This is a genomic window from Microbacterium sp. SORGH_AS_0969, from assembly GCF_030818255.1.
Lineage (GTDB): Bacteria > Actinomycetota > Actinomycetes > Actinomycetales > Microbacteriaceae > Microbacterium.
Genome location: NZ_JAUTAG010000001.1, coordinates 3555235 through 3570793, shown reverse-complemented (window position 1 = coordinate 3570793; position 15559 = coordinate 3555235). Strand labels below are relative to the sequence as shown.

At 69.3% G+C, this 15559-nt stretch carries 17 protein-coding genes and 1 pseudogene; 8 read left to right on the top strand and 10 right to left on the bottom strand.

Going from position 1 to position 15559, the window contains the following annotated elements; all coding sequences use genetic code 11:
* Window positions 1-62 precede the first annotated feature (62 nt).
* The 5 genes and pseudogenes from sufC (at window position 63) to QE388_RS16715 (ending at window position 4152) form a co-directional block, all read left to right on the top strand.
* A pseudogene (gene sufC, locus QE388_RS16735) lies at window positions 63-834 on the top strand (Fe-S cluster assembly ATPase SufC).
* 9 nt (window positions 835-843) lie between these two features.
* Window positions 844-1173: a metal-sulfur cluster assembly factor gene (locus QE388_RS16730; protein ID WP_013586729.1), complete on the top strand. Its 330-nt coding sequence runs from the start codon at window positions 844-846 to the stop codon at window positions 1171-1173.
* Between the two features lie 101 nt (window positions 1174-1274).
* The gene (locus tag QE388_RS16725; protein WP_307386590.1) at window positions 1275-2438 is read left to right on the top strand and encodes a MalY/PatB family protein; all 1164 of its coding nucleotides are present in this window, start codon (window positions 1275-1277) and stop codon (window positions 2436-2438) included.
* A gap of 78 nt (window positions 2439-2516) precedes the next feature.
* The gene (locus QE388_RS16720) at window positions 2517-3449 is read left to right on the top strand and encodes a siderophore-interacting protein (RefSeq protein WP_307386587.1); all 933 of its coding nucleotides are present in this window, start codon (window positions 2517-2519) and stop codon (window positions 3447-3449) included.
* A 154-nt stretch (window positions 3450-3603) separates the two neighbouring features.
* Complete coding sequence (locus QE388_RS16715; RefSeq protein ID WP_307386585.1) at window positions 3604-4152, top strand: hypothetical protein; 549 nt, start codon at window positions 3604-3606, stop codon at window positions 4150-4152.
* A 180-nt stretch (window positions 4153-4332) separates the two neighbouring features.
* Here the strand turns inward: QE388_RS16715 and QE388_RS16710 are convergent, their stop codons facing one another.
* Genes QE388_RS16710 through QE388_RS16695 form a run of 4 tightly spaced genes read right to left on the bottom strand, consistent with a single transcriptional unit; the run spans window position 4333 to window position 8315 of the window.
* Window positions 4333-5157 (bottom strand): ABC transporter ATP-binding protein, encoded by an 825-nt coding sequence (locus tag QE388_RS16710; protein ID WP_307386584.1) that lies wholly within the window; start codon window positions 5155-5157, stop codon window positions 4333-4335.
* Window positions 5154-6212, bottom strand: a complete 1059-nt coding sequence (locus QE388_RS16705) for an iron chelate uptake ABC transporter family permease subunit (RefSeq protein ID WP_307386582.1) — start codon at window positions 6210-6212, stop codon at window positions 5154-5156. The genes QE388_RS16710 and QE388_RS16705 overlap by 4 nt, the downstream gene beginning before the upstream one ends.
* The gene (locus QE388_RS16700) at window positions 6209-7255 is read right to left on the bottom strand and encodes an iron ABC transporter permease (RefSeq protein WP_307386580.1); all 1047 of its coding nucleotides are present in this window, start codon (window positions 7253-7255) and stop codon (window positions 6209-6211) included. The genes QE388_RS16705 and QE388_RS16700 overlap by 4 nt, the downstream gene beginning before the upstream one ends.
* Before the next feature lie 25 nt (window positions 7256-7280).
* Complete coding sequence (locus QE388_RS16695; RefSeq protein ID WP_307386578.1) at window positions 7281-8315, bottom strand: iron-siderophore ABC transporter substrate-binding protein; 1035 nt, start codon at window positions 8313-8315, stop codon at window positions 7281-7283.
* 224 nt (window positions 8316-8539) lie between these two features.
* On the opposite strand from QE388_RS16695, the gene QE388_RS16690 reads away from it, so the two are divergent.
* Entirely contained in the window at window positions 8540-10138 is a 1599-nt protein-coding gene (locus QE388_RS16690; RefSeq protein WP_307386576.1) for an ABC-F family ATP-binding cassette domain-containing protein, read from the top strand.
* A gap of 132 nt (window positions 10139-10270) precedes the next feature.
* On the opposite strand, the gene QE388_RS16685 is transcribed toward QE388_RS16690, so the two are convergent.
* The 4 genes from QE388_RS16685 to QE388_RS16670 are packed head-to-tail and all read right to left on the bottom strand — an operon-like array spanning window position 10271 to window position 12415.
* Complete coding sequence (locus QE388_RS16685; protein ID WP_307387166.1) at window positions 10271-11152, bottom strand: SURF1 family protein; 882 nt, start codon at window positions 11150-11152, stop codon at window positions 10271-10273.
* 11 nt (window positions 11153-11163) lie between these two features.
* On the bottom strand, window positions 11164-11385 hold the full coding sequence (locus tag QE388_RS16680) for a hypothetical protein (RefSeq protein ID WP_275799364.1): 222 nt from the start codon (window positions 11383-11385) through the stop codon (window positions 11164-11166).
* Complete coding sequence (locus QE388_RS16675; RefSeq protein WP_275799363.1) at window positions 11382-11750, bottom strand: DUF3099 domain-containing protein; 369 nt, start codon at window positions 11748-11750, stop codon at window positions 11382-11384. The genes QE388_RS16680 and QE388_RS16675 overlap by 4 nt, the downstream gene beginning before the upstream one ends.
* A 59-nt stretch (window positions 11751-11809) precedes the next feature.
* A complete protein-coding gene (locus QE388_RS16670) occupies window positions 11810-12415 on the bottom strand; it encodes a DUF4190 domain-containing protein (protein ID WP_307386575.1) in 606 nt (201 codons plus the stop codon).
* Between the two features lie 342 nt (window positions 12416-12757).
* Here QE388_RS16670 and fabG point away from each other — a divergent pair, with 342 nt between their 5' ends.
* Window positions 12758-13468, top strand: a complete 711-nt coding sequence (fabG, locus tag QE388_RS16665; RefSeq protein ID WP_275799361.1) for a 3-oxoacyl-ACP reductase FabG — start codon at window positions 12758-12760, stop codon at window positions 13466-13468.
* 21 nt (window positions 13469-13489) lie between these two features.
* On the opposite strand, the gene QE388_RS16660 is transcribed toward fabG, so the two are convergent.
* Together QE388_RS16660 and serB are read right to left on the bottom strand one after the other, a co-directional pair.
* Complete coding sequence (locus QE388_RS16660) at window positions 13490-14203, bottom strand: alpha/beta fold hydrolase (RefSeq protein ID WP_307386573.1); 714 nt, start codon at window positions 14201-14203, stop codon at window positions 13490-13492.
* Window positions 14204-14326: 123 nt separating this feature from the next.
* Window positions 14327-14968 carry a phosphoserine phosphatase SerB gene (gene serB / locus QE388_RS16655; protein ID WP_307386571.1) on the bottom strand — a complete coding sequence of 214 codons (642 nt, stop codon included), beginning with the start codon at window positions 14966-14968 and terminating at the stop codon, window positions 14327-14329.
* Window positions 14969-15083: 115 nt separating this feature from the next.
* Between serB and QE388_RS16650 the strand changes: the two genes are divergently transcribed.
* Entirely contained in the window at window positions 15084-15557 is a 474-nt protein-coding gene (locus QE388_RS16650; protein WP_275799358.1) for an S-ribosylhomocysteine lyase, read from the top strand.
* The last annotated feature ends 2 nt before the right edge of the window (window positions 15558-15559 follow it).

Here is a 15559-nt window from a genome sequence, read left to right as displayed (position 1 = left end):
CCGCTCACGACGACGCCCACGACGACGCCCACGACCTGAAGACTTTACGAGTAAGGAACACCATGTCTGTCCTCGAGATCCGCGACCTCCACGTGACGGTCGAGACGGAGAACGGTACGACCCCGATCCTCAACGGTGTGACGCTGACCATGCGCACCGGCGAGACCCACGCCATCATGGGCCCGAACGGCTCCGGTAAGTCGACCCTGGCGTACACGATCGCCGGTCACCCGAAGTACACCGTGACGAGCGGTTCGATCACCCTCGACGGTGAGGACGTGCTCGAGATGAGCGTCGACGAGCGCGCTCGCGCCGGCCTTTTCCTCGCGATGCAGTACCCCGTCGAGATCCCCGGTGTCACGGTCACCAACTTCCTGCGCACGGCCAAGACGGCCATCGACGGCGAGGCGCCGGCGATCCGCAGCTGGACCAAGGACGTCAAGGGCGCCATGGAGAACCTGCGCATGGACGCGAAGTTCGCCTCGCGCAACGTCAACGAGGGCTTCTCAGGCGGCGAGAAGAAGCGCCACGAGATCCTCCAGCTCGAGCTGCTGAAGCCGAAGATCGCCGTCCTCGACGAGACCGACTCGGGCCTCGACGTCGACGCGCTCAAGATCGTGTCCGAGGGCGTGAACCGTGCGAAGGAGCGGACCGACCTCGGTGTGCTGCTCATCACGCACTACACCCGCATCCTGCGCTACATCCGCCCCGACTACGTGCACGTGGTCGTGAAGGGCCGGATCGTCGAAGAGGGCGGCCCCGAGCTCGCCGACCGTCTCGAGGAAGAGGGCTACGACCGCTTCCTCGAGGCCGGTACCGCCGATCGACGCGTAAGATCGTTACATGACCGCAACCCTCGCTCCCGAGAAGTACGACGAGGTCACCGAGGCCCTGAAAGACGTCATGGACCCCGAACTGGGGATCAACGTCGTCGACCTCGGCCTCATCTACGACCTCGCGTGGGACGACGAGAACGACGCGCTCGTCATCCACATGACCCTCACCTCGGCCGGCTGCCCGCTGACCGACGTGCTCGAAGAGCAGACGGCCCAGGCCCTCGACAACGTCGTGGATCGCTTCCGCATCAACTGGGTGTGGATGCCGCCGTGGGGCCCTGAACGGATCACCGACGACGGCCGCGACATGATGCGTGCCCTCGGCTTCGCGATCTGAACACCTTCCACGAATGCCCACCCCTCGCGGGGTGGGCATTCGTGTTTCCTCCTCTGACACCCGGATTCCGTGGCATCCGAGGCTCTCATTAGGCTTTCGGGATGAGCGTTCCCCCCTTGAAAGCCCTGCCGCTCGATCTCCTCCGCCAGCGCAGCAGCACCAAGTGGCGCTCCTACGGCGACGACGTCATTCCGATGTTCGTCGCCGAGACCGATTTCGCCCTCGCACCCGCGATCACCGCCGCCCTGTATCGGGCCGTCGAGATCGGTGACACCGGCTACACGCCCCCGCGACCCGGTATCGATCTGGACTTCGCCGCGTACGCCGACCGTCGTTGGGGATGGCGTCCCGACCCGTCGCGTATCCGCTGGACGGGCGACGTGATGATGGGCGTCGTCGAGGTGCTGCGCGCGGTCACCTCGCCGGGCGACCGCGTGATCGTCACCCCGCCGGTGTACCCCCCGTTCTACGACACCGTCGAGGAAGCCGGAGCTGTGGTCGAGCGCGTCCCGCTCCTCGACGACGGCGAGCGCTGGTCTCTCGACCTCGAGGGGATCGAGCGCGCGCTGGCCGCCGGTGCCCGTTCGGTGCTGCTGTGCAATCCGCACAATCCGACCGGCACCGTCCACACGCGAGAATCCCTGGCCGCTCTCGCGCGTCTGGCGCACCGCCACGGGGCCACGGTCGTCAGCGACGAGATCCATGCGCCCCTGACGCACGCCCCGTCCGTCTTCACCCCGTTCCTGGATGCCGCACCCGAGGCGGCTGCTGTCGGGTACGCGGTCACGAGCGCGAGCAAGACGTACAACCTGGCGGGGCTGAAGTGCGCCGTGATCGTGACCGGCTCGGACGAGACCGCGGCGGTGGTGCGGGGGCTGCCGTGGGAGGTGGAGTGGCGGGCAGGGCTTTTCGGTGTGATCGCCAACCGTGCCGCCTTCGCGGCCGAGAGCGACGCGTGGCTCGAGCAACTGCTGGTCGCCCTCGATGAGAACCGCCGCCTTCTGGCGGAGCTGCTCGCTGAGCATCTGCCGCTCGCGCGATACCGCATGCCCGAGGCGGGCTTCCTCGCCTGGGTGGACGTGTCGGCCTACGGCTGGGGCGACAACCCGGCGCCGCACATCCGCCGGGAGGCCAAGGTCGCCCTGCATCATGGTCCGCTCTTCGGGACGGAGGGCGTGGGACACGTCCGCATCAACGTCGGGTGCGCGCCCGAGGTTCTGCGCGAGGCGATCGAGCGGATCGGCCGGCTCGCGCGCGAAGCATGAACGGTCGGTCGTCTCGACCGTGGGGTAATGGATGCCGGGGTCCTGGCATCCGGAGATAGGTAAGGGTATCCTTATTCGGTGACCGCCACCGCCACGCGCCCCGCCTACCGTCCTTACGTCGCCGTGGTGAAGGAGGCACGCAGGCTGTCGCCGCACTTCGCGCGAATCACGTTCACCTCCGCGGATTTCGACGTTTTCGGCACCGACCGACGTGACCAGCGGATCAAGATCGTGCTGCCCGGGCCGGACGGACAGTTGTGCGACATCGGTCAGAACGATCCGTCGGCGATCGACAACGGCGAGTGGTACGTCCGCTGGAGGGATCTGCCCGACGCGGAGCGGATGCCGTTCCGCACGTACACCGTGCGGCGGATCGATCCCGAGGCGCGCGAGCTCGACGTCGACTTCGTGCTGCACCACGACGCCGGGCCCGCGGGGGCGTGGGCCGAGGCCGCGGCGCCGGGGGACTCGATCCTCGTCGTCGGTCCCGACGCGCGCAGCCCCGAGTCGGCGCAGGGGATCGACTTCCACCCGGGCACGGCTCGGCGCCTTCTGCTGGCCGGCGACGAGACCGCCGCTCCGGCGATGTGCGCGGTGCTCGAGGGACTCGAGCCCGACATGGACGTCGACGCGTTCATCGAGGTGCCGACCATCGACGACGCTCTTCCACTGGCGGTCGGCGATGCGCGGGTGACCTGGCTCGCCCGCGACGACCGCTCGCACGGCGAGGCCCTGATCGAAGCCGTCGAGGGGTGGACGCGAGCGTCCGGCGACGTGCTCGCCCGGGCTGCGGCCCCGCGGCCGCAGGAGCTCGAGGATATCGACCTCGAGAAGGAGCTGCTCTGGGACAGCCCGGAGGACGGAGAGGGCGAGTTCTACGCGTGGATCGCGGGGGAGTCGTCGACCGTCAAGACGCTGCGCCGGATGCTCGTGCAGGGATGCGGCGTCGACCGCAAGCGCGTCGCCTTCATGGGGTACTGGCGCGAGGGGCAGACGGAGCGGTCGGCCTAGGACCTGTTGCGGAACGGCCTCCCGTCCTTCGAAGGCGAACCGGGCTCGGCTGCGTGAACGTGGGATCGCTGCGACGATCTCCCAGAAGGTCAGATCTTGCACGGGCGCAAGACGCCGGGGCGGCCTATTCCGCGGTCACGGTATCCTCGCGAGGATGACGACCAAGGTGGAAGGCTATCGCCCGCCGGCATTTCCGCTCCTCGAGGCTCGATTCAATCGGTCCGAGAACAACACCACGCGATGGCTGTATGGCTGGAACGGTCTTGTCACTGAGGCTGCCACGGATGTCACGCTGGCAGCTTCAGCTCCCGCGGGACGTGCCCTGGTCACTTCGGGTCTGTGGGCAGATGAGTGGGGTGTTCGGATAGCCGCACTCCTGGCTGCCAATTCTCTGGATCGGTCTCGACTCTTCCGAGGAATCGCCATCGATGCGGCCGCGAACGACGTGTCGTGGCGACCGGCTCCGCTCTCGATCGACGGAGAATCGGCACAAGTAGCGATCGGTCACGTCGGCGATTTCACCGTCGCATACGCGATCGATACACCTGCGCAGTTTGCCGCCGCATGGCGAAACGACAGTGAGCTCGAATCGCTCGGCGTGATGGACGCGGCAGGATATTTGATCGACCCGTCACAGATGCATTCCTACCCGTCGCTGCACGAGCAGACGATGAGAGTGAAGTCCATCGTCGACTTCTCCTAACCCCCGCAGATCTCCTCGCGATCTCGAGGTCCATCTCGAAGGGCAGCGCTGGTCTTGCGCCCGCGCAAGCGGACGAGCCGCGCACGAAGCCATGCCTGACGGCCATGCAGCTACACCCCCGAGGAGGGTTCGCCAGAATGCGGATGCCGGGATGCCGGCATCCGCACTCCTCAGCTCAGGTCAGCTCAGCGCCTGCTCCGGCTCGGTCACCGTGTGGTGCCGGCCGATCGGGATGACCATCGGGCGACCGGTCAGGGGGTCGGGAACAACGCGACTGTCGAGGCCGAAAACCTCGCGCACGATCGTCTCGGTGAGCACCTCGGACGGATCGCCCGCCGCGACCACGCGACCCTGCGCCATCGCCACGAGGTGGTCGGCGTAGCGCGCGGCGAGGTTCAGGTCGTGCAGCACCATCGCCACCGTCGTTCCGCGCTCGTGGTTGAGATCGGTGAGGAGGTCGAGCACGTCGATCTGGTGGCTGATGTCGAGGAACGTGGTCGGCTCGTCGAGCAGCAGGACGTCGGTCTCCTGCGCGAGCGCCATGGCGATCCAGACGCGCTGGCGCTGCCCGCCGCTGAGCTCGTCCACGGAACGATCCGCGAGGTGCGCAGTGTCGGTCGCCGCGAGGGCGCGCGCCACGGCGGCGTCGTCAGCGCTCGTCCACCGCGACAGCGCACCCTGATGAGGGTGGCGGCCTCGGCTGACGAGATCCGAAACGGCGATGCCGTCGGGGGCGATCGGGGACTGCGGGAGCAGTCCCAGCACGCGCGCCACCTGCTTGGTGGGTTGGCGGTGGATCGCCTTGCCGTCCAGAAGGACCTGGCCCGCCGAGGGCGTGAGCAGGCGTGCCATGGCCTTCAGTAGCGTGGACTTGCCGCACGCGTTCGCCCCGACGATCGTGGTCACCCGGCCAGGCGGGATCCGGAGGTCGAGCGTGTCGACGATGGTCCTGTCTCCGTAGCCGAGGGTGACACCCTCGGCCACCAGGGAGCGCTCGACGGTCATAGCGAAGTTCCTCCGGATCGGCTGCTGCGCACGAGCAGGTAGATGAGATAGGGCGCCCCGAGAACGCCGGTGATGACGCCCACGGGAAGGCGGGTGCCGAAGGCGTACTGGCCGCAGAAGTCGGCCACGAGGACCAGCAACGCGCCGATGAGGCCCGCGGGGAGAATGGGGGAGCCGACGGGCCCGAGGAGTCGCACCGCGATCGGGCCCGCGAGGAAAGACACGAACGCGATGGGGCCGGCGGCGGCGGTGCCGAAGGCGAGCAGCCCCACGGCGGCGACGATGAGCAGGACGCGACTACGTTCGACGGGCAGCCCCACCGCGGCGGCCGTCTCGTCGCCCATGCGCAGGATCTCGAGCCGGCCCGAGAGGGAGAGCACCACCGGTCCGAGCACGAGGACAGCGACCATCACGGGCAGCGCCCGATCCCACGTCGCATCGTTGAGGTTGCCCGTGATCCAGCGCATGGCGGCGGGCAGGTCGTACTCCGCGGCGCGCGCGATGACGTAGGACACCACGGCCTGGCACATCGCGGCGACGCCGATGCCCACGAGGATCAGCCGCGCGCCCGATCCGCCGTTTCGGTAGGCGAGGAGATAGATCGCGAGGGCGGCTGCGAGGGCGGCAGCCATCGCCAGAAACGACACGGCCGTCTCTCCGAGCCCGAGCACGACGATGCCGATCACGGCTGCCGCGCTCGCGCCGGTGTTGATGCCGATCACATCGGGGCTCGCGAGGGCGTTGCGCAGCATCGACTGGAAGATGACGCCGCCCATTCCGAAGCACAGACCCGTGAACAGCCCGGTCACCGCGCGGGGAAGGCGCAGCTCGCCCACCGTGAACGACGCTCCGGACACGCGTTGCCCGGTGAGGACCCCCCACACCTGAACGGGGGAGTAGGCCGTCTGCCCGAGCATGAGGGAGAGTGAGAAGGCGGCGATCACGAGGAGCACGAGGATGCCGGTGATCAGTGCCCACCTGCGGCGGCGGCGCTGACGCCCGGCGATGACGGAGGTCAGCGCGGGGGATGAGGGGGAGACGAGGGTGACGGTCACAGCGCTCTCATCCTCTGGCGCCGGACGAGGGCGATGAAGAACGGGGCACCGACCAGGGCGGTGACGATGCCGACCTCGATCTCCTCGGGTCGTGCGACGACGCGGCCGACGATGTCGCCGAGAGTGAGCAGGGTGGCTCCGCCGAGAGCCGACACGGGGAGCAGCCAGCGATGGTCGACACCGACGACGAGGCGGATCATGTGGGGGATGACGAGACCGACGAAGCCGATGGGCCCGGCGACCGCGGTCGCGGCTCCGCACAGGATGACGGCGCCACCGGTGGAGACGAGCCGCGCCGTGCGCACGCGCGCACCGAGCCCCGCGGCGAGCTCATCGCCGAGGGCCAGGGTGTTGAGCGTCGATGCGCAGGCGAGGCAGATCACCAGCCCGGCGAGGAGAAAAGGAAACACCTGAAGGATGGTTTCGAACGTCGCGCCGCCGACGCCGCCGATCTGCCAGAAACGGAAATCGTTCATGACGTTGATGCGCGGAAGGAGGACGGCGCTGGTGAGAGAGCTGAAGGCCACGGCACTCACGGCGCCGGCGAGCGCAAGACGCAGCGGCGTGGCTCCACCGCGGCCGAGCGAGCCGATCGCATAGACGAGGACCGCGGCCGCGGCGGCACCGATCATGCCGACCCAGATGTATGACGTGGCAGATCCGAGGCCGAAGAAGGCGATCCCCACGACGATCGCGAGTCCCGCTCCGCCGTTGATGCCCAGGATCTGCGGGTCGGCGAGGGGATTGCGCGTGGCCCCCTGCAGGACCGCGCCAGAGACCGCGAGAGCCGCGCCGACGAGGATCGCCAGCAGCGTGCGCGGAACGCGCTTGGCGACCGCGGCCGCCGAAGCGGTGTCGGTGGAACCGGTGAGCCCGGCCCAGACGTCAACGGCTGTGACGTCGCGCGCGCCGAAGGTCACCGACAGGACCGCGGCGATGACGAGCACGACGACGAGCGCCGTGACGCCGACGGCACGCCGCCGCCCCCAGTGACGCGCGCGGGCGTCGCCGGGGGCGGCGAGTGTCGGGGAGACAGCGGTCATCGGGCCGACGGGCGGGTGAGCCGCATCAGGACGCGGCCTTCTCCGCGGCGGCCCCGACGAGGCCGATGTACTCATCGCCGTAGCTCGTGCCGATGTTGAGCGGCGTCGGGGTGATGGCCGACGAGAGGGTCGAGCCGCTCTCGATCACAGCGATCGCCCCGTTCGCCACGGCCGGGATCTTCGACAGTAGCGGGTCGGCCTGCATCGCGGCGATCATGCCGTCGGCTCCGTAGGCCACCATGACCTGGACGTCGGCGAAGTTCTCGATCTGCTCGGTGGAGGGGGTGAACCAGAAGGTGTCCGATGCCGCCGACTGCGAGGCGACGTAGGAGGACGGCGCGAGCCCGAGCTCCTCGAGGTAGCCCATGCGCGGGTCCAGCGTGTTGTAGAAGCCGAGCGTCGACAGGTTGGTCGGGTCGTAGTACGTGAGGAGCGACTTCTTGTCGGCGATGGCGGGATATTTCGCCGCTTCGTCGGTGATGTGCTTCTCCTTGTCGGCGACGAGTGCCTCGGCCTCGTCCTTCAGGCCGAGCGCGGTGCCGTCCAGGATGGTCATGTCCTGCCAGGTGGTGCCCCACGCGACATTCTGGAAGGTCACGACCGGCGCGATCTTGCTGAGTGTGTCGTACTGCTCCTGCGTCATGCCGGAGTACGCGGCGAGGATGACATCGGGCTGCGCGTCGGCGATGGCCTCGTAGTCGTAGCCGTTGGTCTCGTCCATGAGCACCGGGGTCTCGGCGCCGAGCTCGGCGAGCTTGTCCTTCGTCCAGGGCAGCAGGCCGTCGCCGTCCTCGTCCGCGTAGGTCACCTTCGGCATGGCGACCGGAACGACACCGAGCGCCAGAGCGACGTCCTGGTTGCCCCAGTCGACGGTGACGACCCGCTCGGGCTTGGCGGAGATGGTCGCCTCACCGAACACGTTGCTGAGGGTCACGGGGAAGGCGCCGTCCGCCCCGGTGGATCCCTCCGAGGAGCCGGGGGCGGCCGTGGTGCCGGCGCAGCCGGAGAGGACGAGGGCGGAACCGACGGCGAGAGCCGCCAGAGCGCGGAATCGGGACACGAAGAGCCTCCTGCGTGTTAGGTAAGGATTGGCTTAGTTTAGGTCAGGCTTCGGGTGTCAACGCAAACCCGGATGCCGAGAACCCGGGCCATCGTCTCGACGCCGAGGTATCGAGGCTCGGGGCGGCCCCGCTCGTTGTCGGGGGACGTTCGGCGACCCGGCCGTATACTGGGTGGCTGGCCTTTCTCTGGCCGATCCCCGACCCCGAAGAACGGACGTTCGCTGTGCTTGCCGTGCACGACCTCGAGATCCGCGTGGGCGCCCGCGTGCTCATGTCCGACGTGTCGTTCCGCGTCTCCGATGGCGACAAGATCGGACTCGTCGGGCGCAACGGTGCGGGAAAGACCACCCTGACCAAGGTGCTGGCGGGCGATCTCCTGCCCTCGAACGGCGGCGTCGACCGCTCGGGCGAGCTCGGCTACCTCCCGCAGGACCCCCGCTCCGGCGACCCCGAGATGCTCGCGCGTACGCGCATCCTCGACGCGCGCGGGCTCGGCTCGCTCGCCCTCGGTATGCATGAGGCGTCGATGGCGATGGGCGACGACGACCCGGCCGTCGCGGCGAAGGCGATGAAGAAGTACGGCAACCTCACCGAGCGGTTCGAGGCGGCGGGCGGCTATGCGGCCGAGGCCGAGGCGGCATCCATCGCCCATAACCTCTCGTTGCCCGACCGCATCCTCGACCAGCCGCTGAAGACCCTCTCGGGTGGGCAGCGCCGCCGTATCGAGCTCGCGCGCATCCTCTTCTCCGACGCGCAGACGATGATCCTCGACGAGCCGACCAACCACCTCGACGCCGACAGCGTCGTGTGGCTGCGCGAATTCCTCAAGGGCTACAAGGGCGGGCTCATCGTGATCTCGCACGACGTCGAGCTCGTCGGCGAGACCGTGAACCGGGTCTTCTACCTGGATGCCAATCGCCAGGTCATCGACGTCTACAACATGAACTGGAAGAACTACCTGCGCCAGCGGGTGGCCGACGAGGAGCGCCGCAAGAAGGAGCGCGTCAACGTCGAGAAGAAGGCCACCGCCCTGCAGCTGCAGGCGGCGCGGTTCGGCGCCAAGGCCTCGAAGGCCGCCGCCGCTCACCAGATGGTCGCGCGCGCCGAGAAGATGCTGTCCGGCCTCGACGAGGTGCGCCAGGACGAGCGGGTCGCGAAGCTCCGGTTCCCCAAGCCCGCGCCCTGCGGCAAGACGCCGCTCATGGCGTCAGGACTGTCGAAGTCGTACGGCTCGCTGGAGATCTTCACCGACGTCGACCTCGCGATCGACCGTGGCTCGCGCGTGGTGATCCTGGGCCTCAACGGTGCCGGTAAAACGACGCTGTTGCGCATCCTCGCCGGCGTCGACCAGCCCGACACGGGTCAGCTCGAGCCCGGCCACGGCCTGAAGATCGGCTACTACGCCCAGGAGCACGAGAACCTCGACGTCAACCGCTCGGTGCTCGAGAACATGATGTCGTCGGCCCCACACATCACGGCGACCGAGGCCCGGAAGGTGCTCGGATCGTTCCTCTTCGTCGGCGACGATGTGCTCAAGCCCGCCGGTGTCCTCTCGGGTGGCGAGAAGACGCGTCTGTCGCTCGCCACGCTCGTCGTGTCGTCGGCGAACATGCTGCTGCTCGACGAGCCGACGAACAACCTCGACCCCGCCTCGCGCGAAGAGATCCTCGGCGCGCTCGCGCACTACGAGGGCGCCGTGGTGCTCGTCTCGCACGACGAGGGCGCCGTCGAGGCGCTCAACCCCGAGCGCGTGCTGATCCTCCCCGACGGTGTCGAGGACATCTGGGGTCGTGACTACGCGGATCTGATCACGCTGGCTTGACGCCGGCCTGCTCGCGCAGGCCTGGCGTGTCGGATCGGTCTCGCTGGACGGGCACGCCGGGTTGATCACGCTCGCCTGGTCACGCTGGCCTGACCGGACCACGGAGGCCAAGAATTCGGCATCCGTTCCCGTTCAGCGCGCGTCGAGAAGGGCGTCCTCGTCGTCGGCGTCGCGATCTTTCGGGCGCTTGCGTGCGCGGTGCAGGGCGACCGGGTCGACGCGACGGCGGGGTTCGGTGCTCTCGCTCGCGGGCAGCGCGACTGGTGCGAGCTCGTCGTCATCGTCGTCGGCTTCCTCGCGGCGGAGCTTGCGCTCGCTGACGATCACGTAGGTGATGAAGCCGAAGCCCATGAGAGCGAACAGGATCCACTGGATCGCGTACGACAGGTACGGACCGGGGTCGTCGCTCGGCGGGTCGACGGGCGCCGGGGCGTCGGCGGGAGCCGGGTCCTCCGACATGAGCAGTCCGTAGGCGCCGGGTTCGATGGGACCCGTCTGCTCGGCGACGAGGCCGAGATTGATCGTCGGCACCTGACCCGCCTCAGCGGTACGTCCCGAGGTCGGCGCGGCCTCGCCGGGACGCAACCGCGCTTCGACGGTCACGGTGCCCAAGGGGGGAGCGGGGATGTCGTCGGGGAGCGACTGGCTGTTGCCCGGCGGGAGCCAGCCGCGGTCGATGAGGAAGACGCGGCCGTCGGTGAGGCGGAACGGCACGAGCTGCTCGTAGGCGGCGGAGCCGTTGTGCGCCCGGTTGCGCACCAGCAACTGCTCGTCGGCGAGGTACTGGCCCTCGAGCCGGACCGGTCGCCACTCGTCGGAGGGCGCCAGGTCGGCGCCGGGAGCGAGGAGATCACCCAGCGCGACCGGTGTCGCGTCGTAATTGTCGGTGACGAGCTGCAGCTGCTCGCTGCGCTCGGCGTTGCGCGAGAACTGCCAGTTCGACAGGTACGCACACGCGATCGCGAAGAGGATCGCGATGCCGACGTACATCGCCCAGCGTGCACCCGTGGGCATCTCGCGCGCGCTCACAGGGCCTCGCCTGCTCGGGCGACCGCGGACAGAGCCTGCACCTCAACGGGGAAGTCGCGCGCGCTCAAGAACTCGCGGAGATACGACACGTGCGCTTCGCACGCCACCCACGTCTTACGGCGCTCGGCGGTGTGGATGCGCGGATTGCGCCAGAGGATCGCCCACACGGCGGTGTCTCGGCATCCGGCTCGCGAGCACTCCGCGGCCTCGGCGGTCACGAGCGGTCGTCGCGAGCGGCGTCGAGTCGCGACGTCTCGGCGATACGGATCACGGTGGGGGCGGCCGGCGCTGGCGTCGGCGCAGCCGGGGCGGACGCCTCGAGAGACCGCTCGGGTGCCTCGGCCGCACGTGCACCCACGTCGGCGCCCACGTTCGCCACGATCACGGCGAGGTAGGGGAGGAAGATCGCCCCCGCGGCGAAGACGAAGGTGTACCACCCGTAGGGCTGCACCACGGCCATGAGCACGAAGCACGCGATACGGATCCCCATCATCACCATGTACTTGGTGAAACGGGAGCCGGCGTCTTCCCGCGGGGCCTGCGGGAGAGACGTCGCGGATTGGGCACGGGACGATGTCTTCACGGTCCCCCCAGGGTACGCCCGTTCGCGCACAGTGCGGACCGTTGAGGAACGCTGACCGTTCAGTAACGGTAGCTCGAGCTGGTCGCGAGAAAGAAGGTGAAGAAAAGAGCGATGGAGATCACGATCAGCGCGATGTTCACCCACCCGAGGATCACACCCGTCAGAGCGAGGCCGCGCCCCTTCTCGCCGCTGCGCTTGATCTGAGCGAGTCCGATGTGTCCGGTGATGACGCCGACGAGCGGACCGACGAACGGCAGCATGACGAAACCGGCGATGGATGCCACGAGCGAGATGATCGCGAGGACATTCGTCCGCGCGGTCGCCGCGTACGAGCCGTACCCCTGGGTGCCGTAGCCGGCGTAGCCCTGCGCCCCGTAGGCGGCCGTCCCGTAGGCGGGAGCCGGGTATCCCTGGGTTCCGTAGGGCGTCGCTCCGTAGGCGGGCGCGGCGTCGGTCGCGGGGGCCCCGTAACCGGTCGAACCGGATGCGGGAGGGGCGTCGGTCGCGGGGGCCCCGTAACCGGTCGAACCGGATGCGGGAGGGGCGTCGGTCGCGGGCGCCGGATATGCGCGGGGGCGCGGGCGTCGCGGCGGCGTCGCCGGGTGTCGGAGCGCCGTACGCGGGCGGGAGCGGCGGCGCGGTGGAGGTGCCCGCCGCGGCGGCATCCGCGTTCGAGGCGGAGGTGCTCGATGCGTCCGGCTGCGGCGTGTCCGTGCTGGTCGAGCTCGGGGAGGCCTCGGGGGTGGAGGGAGCGTCGATTCCCGACGTCGCGCCCGTCTCGCCGGTGTTCGGGTCCTGGGTGCTGTTGTCGCTCACGGCGTTCCCTCTTCTCGCCCGGTGGTCTGCCCGCGCCGCTCCAGGTTTCCAGCGCCGCGAGGGTCGTGTCAAACCTCGCGTGGCACGGTGCGAAGCCGTTCGAGGGCGTGCGAAGGCGTGCGAGGCCACGGCTGCAGGGCGAGCGCGGATAGGCTGGGCCGGTTCCATTCCGCCGTATCGCAGGAGTTCACATGTCGCAGGACCGCGTCGTCGTCGTCACCGGAGGAAACCGCGGCATCGGGCGCGCCATCGCCGAGCGGTTCGTCGCCGAGGGGTGGCGCGTCGCCGTGACGGCACGTTCGGGCGAGGGCCCCGCGGGCACGCTGACCGTCCGCGCAGACGTGACGGACGCCGCAGCGGTCGACGCCGCGTTCACCCAGGTCGAGGCCGAGCTCGGCCCGATCGCGGTCGTCGTGGCCAACGCCGGCGTCACGAAGGACACCCTGCTGCTGCGCATGAGCGAGGACGACTTCGACAGCGTCGTGAACACGAACCTCGGCGGCGCGTTCCGCGTCGTCAAGCGTGCGTCGAAGGGCATGCTCAAGGCGCGCTGGGGTCGCGTCATCCTCATCTCGAGCGTCGTCGGCCTGTATGGCTCGGCGGGACAGATCAACTACGCCGCGTCGAAGAGCGCCCTGGTCGGGTTTGCCCGCTCGCTCACCCGCGAGCTGGGTGGCCGCGGGATCACCGCCAACGTGGTCGCGCCGGGCTTCATCGAGACCGACATGACGGCCGAGCTTCCCGCCGACACGCAGGCCGAGTACAAGAAGAACATCCCGGCGGGGCGCTTCGCCTCGCCTGACGAGGTCGCGGGTGTCGTGACGTGGCTCGCGGGCGATGACGCGGCATACATCTCGGGCGCCGTGATCCCGGTCGACGGTGGCCTCGGCATGGGGCACTGAGCGCCCCGTCGAGACGAACGCTCAGTTCTCGGCGACCGGCTCGGACCGGATCGCCGCGACGAGCGCCTTCCCGAGAGCCTCGGGCTGAGCGAACTGCGGCCAGTGTCCTCCGGGTAGATCGACGATCTCGAGCTCGTCCGCCGCGGCGAGCTCGCCGACCCAGGGCGCACCGCCGTCGATCATGCTCCGCACGTCAGTGGACGGCATGAGGCACGTGATCACCGTGATCGGGATGCCGTGGCGGCGGTCGTCGCCCAGCGAGATCGGATCGGTGGGGATCCGCGCGGGGATCCAGGTGACCTGCTCCTCGACCCGCTGACGCGTGGGCGCGTCGAGGTCGGCGACCTCCTCGTCGTCGAAGGAGTCCCACCCGGGGAACGGGACCACGCCGTCGACGATCGGGAACTCCCAGATGCCCGCTCCGTCGAGGGGAGGAACGGCGTCGACGAAGACGACCCGCGCGACGCGGTCGGGTCGCGCGTCGGCGGCACCCCAGACGACGTTGGCTCCGCCGGAATGGCCGATCAGTACGACGGGCTCGTCGTCGCGGTCGATGACGCGGATGACCTCGGCGATCCAGTCCGCGATGCCGACCTGCGCGGAGCCGGCCGCGGGAACGCCGATGCCCGGCATGCTCAGCGGTTCGGGATGATGCCCGGCGGCGAGCAGGGCGGGGACAACCGCGTCCCACGATGACGCCGTGAGCCAGAGACCGGGAACGAGGATGGCCTTCATGCGTCGAGGGTAGGACGGGGCTCCGGCATTCGCGAGGGTCGGGTCGAGGGTCCCTTCGACAGGCTCAGGGACCTGTCGGAGCCGTGGGGTCGAGGGTGGTCCCTTCGGCGGGCTCAGGGACCTTCAGCGGGGGAGCAGCGCGATGACCTGGGACAGGTCGACCGGACCGATCACGAGATCCGCCCGCTCGCGGACGGCGGGCTTGGCGTTGAACGCGAGTCCGAGGCCCGCGACCGCCATCATCTCGAGGTCGTTGGCGCCGTCGCCGATCGCGAAGGTTGCCGAGAGGGGGACGCCGTGCTCCGCGGCCCACGACCGGAGAGTGTCGGCCTTGGCCGTGGCATCCACGATCTTCCCGTCGACGTCGCCGGTGAGCACGTCGTCGACGGCGACGAGCCGGTTGGCGCGCCAGGCGTCGACGCCGAGATCGGGGGCGACGGTGTCGAGGACCTCGTGGAACCCGCCCGACACGACGCCCACGACGCCGCCGCGATCGTGCACGGCGGCGACGAGGTCGCGCACCCCGGGGGTCGGCTCGATGCGCGCGATCGCCCGGGCGAACGCCTCGGTGGGCACCCCGGCGAGGGCCTTCACCCGGGAGCGCAGGCTGGTCGCGAAGTCGACCTCGCCGCGCATCGCGGCCTCCGTGGCAGCGGCGACCTCGGGTCCTCGACCCGCTTCGTCGGCGAGCAATTCGATGACCTCGTTGCGGATCAGTGTGGAGTCGGCATCGAGCACGACGAGGAAACGGGCGGGCGCTGGCACGCGATCCACGCTAGCGGGTCGCGTGCCTGTCGCGCGGCGTCATGCGGAGCTTCGCGCCGACCCGCCGCGCGTAGGCTCTTCGGGTACCGCCGACTCCACTGAAGGGACCACACCCATGGCCGACGTCGAGAGCTTCACCCTGGACCACACCGCCGTGCTGGCCCCCTACGTGCGCCGAATCGGCACCGAGACGGGCCCCCGCGGCGACGTCATCACGAACTTCGATCTGCGCCTCGTCCAGCCCAACGAGGGAGAGATCCCCACGGCGGGTCTGCATACGATCGAGCACCTTCTCGCGAGCCTCGTGCGCGACCGCATCGACGGGCTGATCGACATCTCGCCCTTCGGATGCCGGACCGGTTTCCACGTCATCATGTGGGGCGAGCCCGAGGTCGCCACGTTGGTCGACGCAATCACCGACTCCCTCCGCGCGATCGCCGAGGACGTCACCTGGGACGACGTTCCCGGAACCGACGCCTTCAGCTGCGGCAACTACCGCGACCACAGCCTGCACAGCGCGCGCGAGTGGTCGAAGGTCGTCCTCGAGAAGGGGATCTCGCGCGACGCTTTCCAGCGCGTCGGGGTCTGACA

What these genes read in the sequence shown, in the direction of transcription:
- QE388_RS16730 (WP_013586729.1), top strand. Translation starts at nt 844, where the DNA reads ATGACCGCAACCCTCGCTCCCGAGAAGTACGACGAGGTCACCGAGGCC.
- QE388_RS16725 (WP_307386590.1), top strand. Translation starts at nt 1,275, where the DNA reads ATGAGCGTTCCCCCCTTGAAAGCCCTGCCGCTCGATCTCCTCCGCCAG.
- QE388_RS16715 (WP_307386585.1), top strand. Translation starts at nt 3,604, where the DNA reads ATGACGACCAAGGTGGAAGGCTATCGCCCGCCGGCATTTCCGCTCCTC.
- QE388_RS16710 (WP_307386584.1), bottom strand. Translation starts at nt 5,157, where the DNA reads ATGACCGTCGAGCGCTCCCTGGTGGCCGAGGGTGTCACCCTCGGCTAC.
- QE388_RS16700 (WP_307386580.1), bottom strand. Translation starts at nt 7,255, where the DNA reads ATGACCGCTGTCTCCCCGACACTCGCCGCCCCCGGCGACGCCCGCGCG.
- QE388_RS16685 (WP_307387166.1), bottom strand. Translation starts at nt 11,152, where the DNA reads ATGCCCACGGGTGCACGCTGGGCGATGTACGTCGGCATCGCGATCCTC.
- QE388_RS16670 (WP_307386575.1), bottom strand. Translation starts at nt 12,415, where the DNA reads ATGCCGCCGCGGCGGGCACCTCCACCGCGCCGCCGCTCCCGCCCGCGT.
- fabG (WP_275799361.1), top strand. Translation starts at nt 12,758, where the DNA reads ATGTCGCAGGACCGCGTCGTCGTCGTCACCGGAGGAAACCGCGGCATC.
- QE388_RS16660 (WP_307386573.1), bottom strand. Translation starts at nt 14,203, where the DNA reads ATGAAGGCCATCCTCGTTCCCGGTCTCTGGCTCACGGCGTCATCGTGG.
- QE388_RS16650 (WP_275799358.1), top strand. Translation starts at nt 15,084, where the DNA reads ATGGCCGACGTCGAGAGCTTCACCCTGGACCACACCGCCGTGCTGGCC.